The sequence below is a fragment of the uncultured Piscinibacter sp. genome (assembly GCF_937952055.1).
Classification (GTDB): domain Bacteria; phylum Pseudomonadota; class Gammaproteobacteria; order Burkholderiales; family Burkholderiaceae_C; genus Piscinibacter.
In genome coordinates, this window is sequence record NZ_CALFYO010000016.1 from 90487 (window position 1) to 96489 (window position 6003).

General features: G+C 73.2%; 8 protein-coding genes. 2 read left to right on the plus strand and 6 right to left on the minus strand.

Going from position 1 to position 6003, the window contains the following annotated elements; translation table 11 throughout:
• Positions 1–181: 181 nt before the first annotated feature.
• The gene (locus tag Q0599_RS06590; protein ID WP_298827379.1) at positions 182–1162 is read left to right on the plus strand and encodes a nucleoside hydrolase; all 981 of its coding nucleotides are present in this window, start codon (positions 182–184) and stop codon (positions 1160–1162) included.
• A 161-nt stretch (positions 1163–1323) separates the two neighbouring features.
• Positions 1324–1797 carry a MarR family winged helix-turn-helix transcriptional regulator gene (locus Q0599_RS06595; RefSeq protein ID WP_298827382.1) on the plus strand — a complete coding sequence of 158 codons (474 nt, stop codon included), beginning with the start codon at positions 1324–1326 and terminating at the stop codon, positions 1795–1797.
• A gap of 9 nt (positions 1798–1806) precedes the next feature.
• Here the strand turns inward: Q0599_RS06595 and Q0599_RS06600 are convergent, their stop codons facing one another.
• The 6 genes from Q0599_RS06600 to Q0599_RS06625 form a co-directional block, all read right to left on the minus strand.
• Complete coding sequence (locus Q0599_RS06600; RefSeq protein ID WP_298827384.1) at positions 1807–2391, minus strand: restriction endonuclease; 585 nt, start codon at positions 2389–2391, stop codon at positions 1807–1809.
• A gap of 37 nt (positions 2392–2428) precedes the next feature.
• Positions 2429–3460 carry a hypothetical protein gene (locus tag Q0599_RS06605; RefSeq protein WP_298827387.1) on the minus strand — a complete coding sequence of 344 codons (1032 nt, stop codon included), beginning with the start codon at positions 3458–3460 and terminating at the stop codon, positions 2429–2431.
• Positions 3457–4080, minus strand: coding sequence for a TIGR04282 family arsenosugar biosynthesis glycosyltransferase (locus tag Q0599_RS06610; RefSeq protein WP_298827390.1), 624 nt, complete (start codon positions 4078–4080; stop codon positions 3457–3459). Before Q0599_RS06610 ends, Q0599_RS06605 begins: the two co-directional genes overlap by 4 nt.
• Positions 4068–4748: a TIGR04283 family arsenosugar biosynthesis glycosyltransferase gene (locus tag Q0599_RS06615; RefSeq protein ID WP_298827393.1), complete on the minus strand. Its 681-nt coding sequence runs from the start codon at positions 4746–4748 to the stop codon at positions 4068–4070. The genes Q0599_RS06610 and Q0599_RS06615 overlap by 13 nt, the downstream gene beginning before the upstream one ends.
• A complete protein-coding gene (locus tag Q0599_RS06620) occupies positions 4745–5524 on the minus strand; it encodes a hypothetical protein (protein WP_298827396.1) in 780 nt (259 codons plus the stop codon). The genes Q0599_RS06615 and Q0599_RS06620 overlap by 4 nt, the downstream gene beginning before the upstream one ends.
• 9 nt (positions 5525–5533) lie before the next feature.
• On the minus strand, positions 5534–6003 hold a 470-nt coding region (locus tag Q0599_RS06625; RefSeq protein WP_298827398.1), incomplete at its 5' end, for a hydantoinase B/oxoprolinase family protein.

The window sequence follows — 6003 nt, forward strand, 5'->3', positions numbered from 1 at the left end:
GTGGCGGGTGCGCCGCAGTGTATCGGCCCGTGCTCGGCCCGGCGGACGTGCGCGGCTGCGGCGGCGATCGGCCTGTGTCGGCTGGCGGGCACGGAATCTTTCAGCGACAAGGGCGCAGCCTCGCGCTGCGGCAGGGCGTGCGCCATCACCCGCCGGCCGGCGCATCGACCAGAATCTGCGCATGCCCACGCCGATGCTGCGCCACGACGCCTGGTACCACGCCCGACTCGCACCGCGGGCAGGCCGCGTGCGCGTGGTCATCGACTCCGACGCCGCCAACGAGATCGACGACCCGTTCGCGATCGCCTGGGCGCTGCGCGTGCCCGAGCGGCTGCAGGTGGAGGCGGTGTACGCCACGCCCTACTCGTTCGCGCACCGCCGGCCGCAACTGCGCCTGCAGCAGCACCGGCAGTTCGACCCGCCCGGCATCGGCATGGAGCGCAGTCATGCCGCCATCGTGCAGGTCTTCGAAGCGCTCGGGCTCGACCCCGGTGGCCGCCTGTGGCGCGGCTCCACGCGCTACCTGGACTCGCTGGACGCGCCCGAGCGCAGCGAGGCCACCGACCACCTGATCGCCACCGCCCTGGCCACGCCCGAGGACGAGCCGCTGTATGTCGTGGCGATCGGCTGCGCCACCAACGTGGCCAATGCGCTGCTGCTCGAACCGGCCATCGCCGGGCGCATCGTCGTGGTGTGGACCAGCGGCTACCCGTCGCACGCGCCGCACCCCAATCACTCGTTCAATCTCGAGCAGGACCTGCTCGCCTCGCAGTGGCTGCTCGACAGCGGTGTGCCGCATGTCTATCTGCCCGGCTTCCACGTCGGCGCGCAGTTGCGCCTGTCCCTGCCCGAGATGGAGCGCTGGGTGAAGGGCCGGGGCGCCATCGGCGACCACCTCTTCGATCTCTACACCCACAACCCGCTGTGGGAGTTGCTGGGCATCGACAGCTTCGAGGCGCACTCCTGGGTGATCTGGGACCTCATCAACATCGCCTGGCTGATCGAGCCGGACTGGGTTGCCAGCGGCGTCGTGCGCACGCCCCGCCTGCGCGACGACAAGCGCTGGCAGGCCGACGCGACGCGGCACCCGATGCGCGAGGCCCACGCCGTGCAGCGCGACGCGATCTTCCGGGCCTTCTTTCGCGCCCTGCCGGCCCGCTGAGCGCCGTGCGCCGAGTGTCGCCGGGGCGCTGAGGGACCTCCAGGCGCCCGGCCGCCAGCGGTCCCTTTGATTCGCATGCTGAGCGTCAGCCTGCTCAGGCTCAGCGCAGTGATAGCATGGCCTGCGGCCCGTCGTGGCCTTCTCTGGGAACTTCGAGCGGCATGAAGAAGAACAGCCCCCCGCCGGTGGACATCGACGTGCTGCCGGGTCACCACATCCGGCGCCTGCACCAGATCGCGGTGGCCATCTTCCTGCAGGAAACCGAGGCGCACGGCATCACGCCGGTGCAGTACGCGGCCCTGCAGACGGTGGCCAACCACCCCGCCATCGACCAGCGCACGCTGGCCGGCAGCATCGGGCTGGACACCTCCACCATTGCCGGCGTGGTCGACCGACTGGAGGCGCGGGGCCTGCTGGTGCGCGGCGCCTCGCCGACCGACCGGCGCGTGCGCCTGCTCACGCTCACCGACGAGGGGCATGCGCTCCTCGCGGCGGTGGTGCCCGACATGCAGAAGGCGCAGCAACGCATCCTCGCGCCGCTGCCCAAGCCCGAGCGCGCCGAGTTCATGCGCATGCTGCGCACGCTGGTGGAGGCGAACAACGAGTTGAGCCGGGCGCCGAGCGAGGCGCGCTGAGGCTCGGCCTCAGCCCCTGGCCAGTGGCATGCCGCGCAGTGCCTGCGCCAGTTCGGCCGCCTGCCACACCGCGATGCGCTGCTCGGCGGCATAGGGCACGGCGTTCTCGGTCAGTTCGCCCAGGCCGATGTGCAGCGCATCGGGCACGCCGGCCCCCTCGCGCGCCGCCTGCAGCGCGCGCAGCGCTTCGAGACCGGTGCGCGCCGACTTCCAGCGGCGCGCGCTGACGAGCATCTTCCGTCCCTGGCGTTCCAGTTCGAAGTCGTAGGCGGCATGATTGCGCCGCTGCACCGCGTAGCCGTCGCGCGCGAAGGCCTGCTCGAGCAAGGCGGAAAACTCCGGCCAGCCCATGGCGGCGACTGCCGACTGCGTGCGCGCCACGGCCGCCGCGCTGGGCAGACGCCACTGCCTGACGAAGGCCACCACGCCGACGACGAGGAAGGGAAAGCCGGACAGCGCCCCGACCACCCGCCAGCGGTCGGGCAGCAGCGCCGCGACGACCGCACCGAGCACCACGGCGAGGAGCACGCTGATCCACCACGGCGAACGCAGCAGGATCGCGAACAGCGAGTTCGGGGCCATCTGGAACTTCAAGCGCAGGTCTCCTGGTGCTTCGCACGGACGCGCGAGTCTACGCGGCGAGCGCTGCCAGCTCGTCGACGACGCGCTGCACGCCTTGCGCCGACAGGTAGTCGTCGACACGCGAGCGCACATGGGCCACCAGCACCGCCTCGCTGCGCTCGGCCGACCAGTCCTCGCCGTCGCTGCCCTGCCTCGCCGGTCGCGACGCCAGCACGCGCCACTTGGCGCACCAGCTCACCGACCACAGCCACATCGCGCTGCGCAGCGGCAGCAGCCAGCCGCGCCAGGCGTCGCCGCCCGCGCAGCGCTGCAGCCAGCGCGCCTGGAAACCCCGCACCTGCGCCGGCGTGAGCACGGCCGAGATGGCGAGGACCCAGGTGGTCGAGGTGTAGAGGCTGGCATGCGCCAGATCCAGCGGCGGCAGGCTGTAGCGCGCCTTCTCCAGGTCGACGAGCATGGCGCGGCCATCCTCGCGCAGCAGGAAGTTGCCTGGGTGGGCGTCGAAGGCGATCAGCCGCTTCGGCGGCCGCTCGATGCGCGCGCAGCATGCCGCGAGCGCGGCGCGCTGCGCGTCGATGGCGCGACGGCTGGCCGCATCGAGGCCGGCGGCGTCGAAGTGCACGGCCTGCGCCTCGATCTCGTCGCGCAGCAGGGCGAGGGGATCGGGCGGGTCGAGCAGCGGCGCACGCGTGCCTGCGTCGGGCAGCGGCAGCGCGTGGATGGCGGCCAGGGCATCGGCGATGGCCATCAGGTCCCCGGGCAGCCGTGCCGGCCGGCCGATGATCTCCTCGACCAGCAAGGCGCCGCGCGGCAGTGCCGGCGACGGCGGCAGCACGCCGTGCAGCCGCGGCGCATGGCCACTGGCCGAGGCGCGCTCGAAGCACGCGGCCTGGTAGGCCAGGTTGTCCGCGGCGCGCAGGTCCATCTGGCTCTGCTTGGGCAGGCGCGCCAGCACGCCCGTGCCGGCCAGGCGGAAGTGAGCGTGGGCCAGGCCGCTGTCGGGCAGCGCCTCCAGCGTCGCCCCGGCCCAGGGCGAGCGGGCGTCGCGCAATGCGGTGCGCAGCGAGGCGGCCAAGCTCACGGCCAGCCCCGGCCGGCGAGGTGCACCAGATCGCCCGGCTCGTCGATGTCGTGCAGCGGCGCCAGCTCGGCGCAGCGCAGGCCGGCTTCGCGCATCCGCTCGCGCGTGCGCGCCAGCACCTGCGGCGTGCTCCAGGGCAGGGCCTCGAACAGGCGCGGCTCGGCGCGATGCAGGCCGATCAGCGCATAGCCGCCGTCGTGGGCCGGCACGAGCACGGCATCGTGTGTGGCCAGCGCCGCACGCGCGGCACGCAGGCAGGCGGCGTCGAGGTCCGGCGCGTCGGTGCCGATGAGCAGGGCGCACTCGTGCCCAGCCAGCATGCGCTGCAGCGCACGCAGCATGCGCGCCCCGAGGTCGCCTTCGCCTTGCACCGCCAGCGTGAGGCGGGGATCCTGCCCGAGCTCGCGGAAGACGGGATGCGTCAGGTCCGGCGCGGCGCACAGCGTCACCGGCCCCACGTCGGCCGCGAGCGCTTCGGCGACGCTGTGCCGCAGCATCCGCTGCGCCAGCGCCGCCGCGCCCTCGGCGCCCAGCGCCGGGATCAGCCGCGTCTTGGCCAGGCCCGCCCTTGGAGCCTTGGCCATCACGATCACGGCGCAGCCGGAACTCAGCGGTACCACCGGGCCAGTCTATCGGCGCCGACGCCGAGCGCGTAGAGCAGGCGCAGCCGCCACATCAGCACGATGGTGCGCCACACGCCGCGCTGCTCCCAGCGGCGGCCAGAGGTGATCACGCGTTCGCGCAGGCAGATGGGGCGGCGCATGCGCCTGAGTCGGATCGACAGCTCGATGTCTTCCATCAAGGGCTGATCGGGGAAACCCCCGGCCGCATCGAAGGCGGCGCGGGTCATGAACATCGCCTGGTCGCCGGTGGCGATGCCGCTCCAGCGCGAACGGCGATTCATCAGCGCGGCGATCAGCGGCAACATGCGCGAGCGACCCTCGATGATCACGTCGAAGCGGCCCCAGGCCTGCGCGTGCGTGGCCAGGGCGCCGGCGATCGCCGCGTCGGCGCCTTCGGGCAGGCGGGTGTCGGCATGCAGGAAGAGCAGGCACGGCGAGTTCGTCAGCGCCGCGCCGGCGTTCATCTGCCGCGCGCGGCCGCGCGGGCCGTCGACGACGCGGTCGGCCAGCGGCCGCGCCAGTGCCGCCGTGTCGTCGCGGCTGCCGCCGTCGACGACGATCACCTCGGCACCGCGTGCGCGCAGCGGCGCCAGGGCGCGCAGCGTGGCGGCGATCCCCCCGGACTCGTCGAGCACCGGCACGACGATGCTCAACGCCGTCGTCATGCCGCCCTCGCCATGCGGCGCTGCTGCCAGGCCGACAGACCGCTCGCGCCGACGAGCGCCGCCACCCAGGCCGCTGCATAGGCGCTGCCTTCGCGCCACTGGCCGAGGCCGAGCCAGAGCACGACGAAGAACGCCGCGAAACCCGTCAGCCCGTGCACGAAGCCGCGCAGCAACGCCACCGTGGCCGCGGCACCATGCTGCGGCAGCGTGAAGCAGGGCAGCACGTTGCCGGCGATCGGCACGGCCAGCAGCAGGCCACTGACCGCCGCGGGCGCCACACCGGCGCTGCGCATGATCAGCCAGGCCACCAGCACCGCCACGGCCACACGGCAGACGAGCTCCAGCCGCGGAATGGCCACCGCACCGGGCCGCACCGGCAGACGCGGCATGGCGGCGGCGCCGAGAGCCAGCGCCGCCAGCGCGAGCCCGCACGCCAGCACGGGCGGCAGCGGCAGCAGCGCAAGCAACGCCCCGGCGGCGAAGAAGGCCAGGTTGGCCAGCAGCAGGGACACCGGCCAGCGCCAGCGCAGCGCGCTCCAGGCGAAGACGAGCAGATGCACGACCGTCGCCGGCAGGCACACCAGCGTTGCCAGTGCGATGTCCCGCACGTCCTGCACGCTGGCCTGCAGCAGCACGAATCCCATGATCGGCCCGGCGATCATCGGCAGCCCGGCGAGCGTGCCGCCGACCGCATGGCCGAAGCGCTTCGCCGCCAGCGAGGCCAGCAGCACCGACGCGGCCACCAGCGTCAGTTTCAGCAGCAGCGTCGGGAGCATCGGCGCGGATCAGTCCGGCGTGCCGTAGCCGCCGCCGCCGGGCGTCTCGATGACGAACACGTCGCCCGGTTCCATCTGCACCGAGCCGATGTGGCCCAGTCGCTCGATGCGGCCGTCGGCACGCTCGACGCGGTTCGCCCCCGGCTGCCCCGGCTGCCCGCCGGCCATGCCGAAGGCCCCGTGCGTGCGGCCGTTGGAGAGGATCGATGCCGTCATCGCTTCGAGGAAGCGCACGCGGCGGGTGCCGCCGTTGCCGCCCTTCCACCGGCCGGCCCCTCCCGAACCGGCACGGATCGCGTAGCTGTCCAGCCGCACCGGAAAGCGGAATTCCAGCACCTCGGGGTCGGTCAGGCGCGAGTTGGTCATGTGCGTCTGCACTACGCTCGTGCCGTCGAAGCCCGGTCCCGCGCCACTGCCGCCCGAGATCGTCTCGTAGTACTGGTGGCGCGCGTTGCCGAAGGTGAAGTTGTTCATCGTGC

Bases quoted from the DNA above. Each gene is read 5' to 3' on its own strand.
- Q0599_RS06590 (WP_298827379.1), top strand. From the start codon at position 182: ATGCCCACGCCGATGCTGCGCCACGACGCCTGGTACCACGCCCGACTC.
- Q0599_RS06595 (WP_298827382.1), top strand. From the start codon at position 1,324: ATGAAGAAGAACAGCCCCCCGCCGGTGGACATCGACGTGCTGCCGGGT.
- Q0599_RS06615 (WP_298827393.1), bottom strand. From the start codon at position 4,748: ATGACGACGGCGTTGAGCATCGTCGTGCCGGTGCTCGACGAGTCCGGG.
- Q0599_RS06620 (WP_298827396.1), bottom strand. From the start codon at position 5,524: ATGCTCCCGACGCTGCTGCTGAAACTGACGCTGGTGGCCGCGTCGGTG.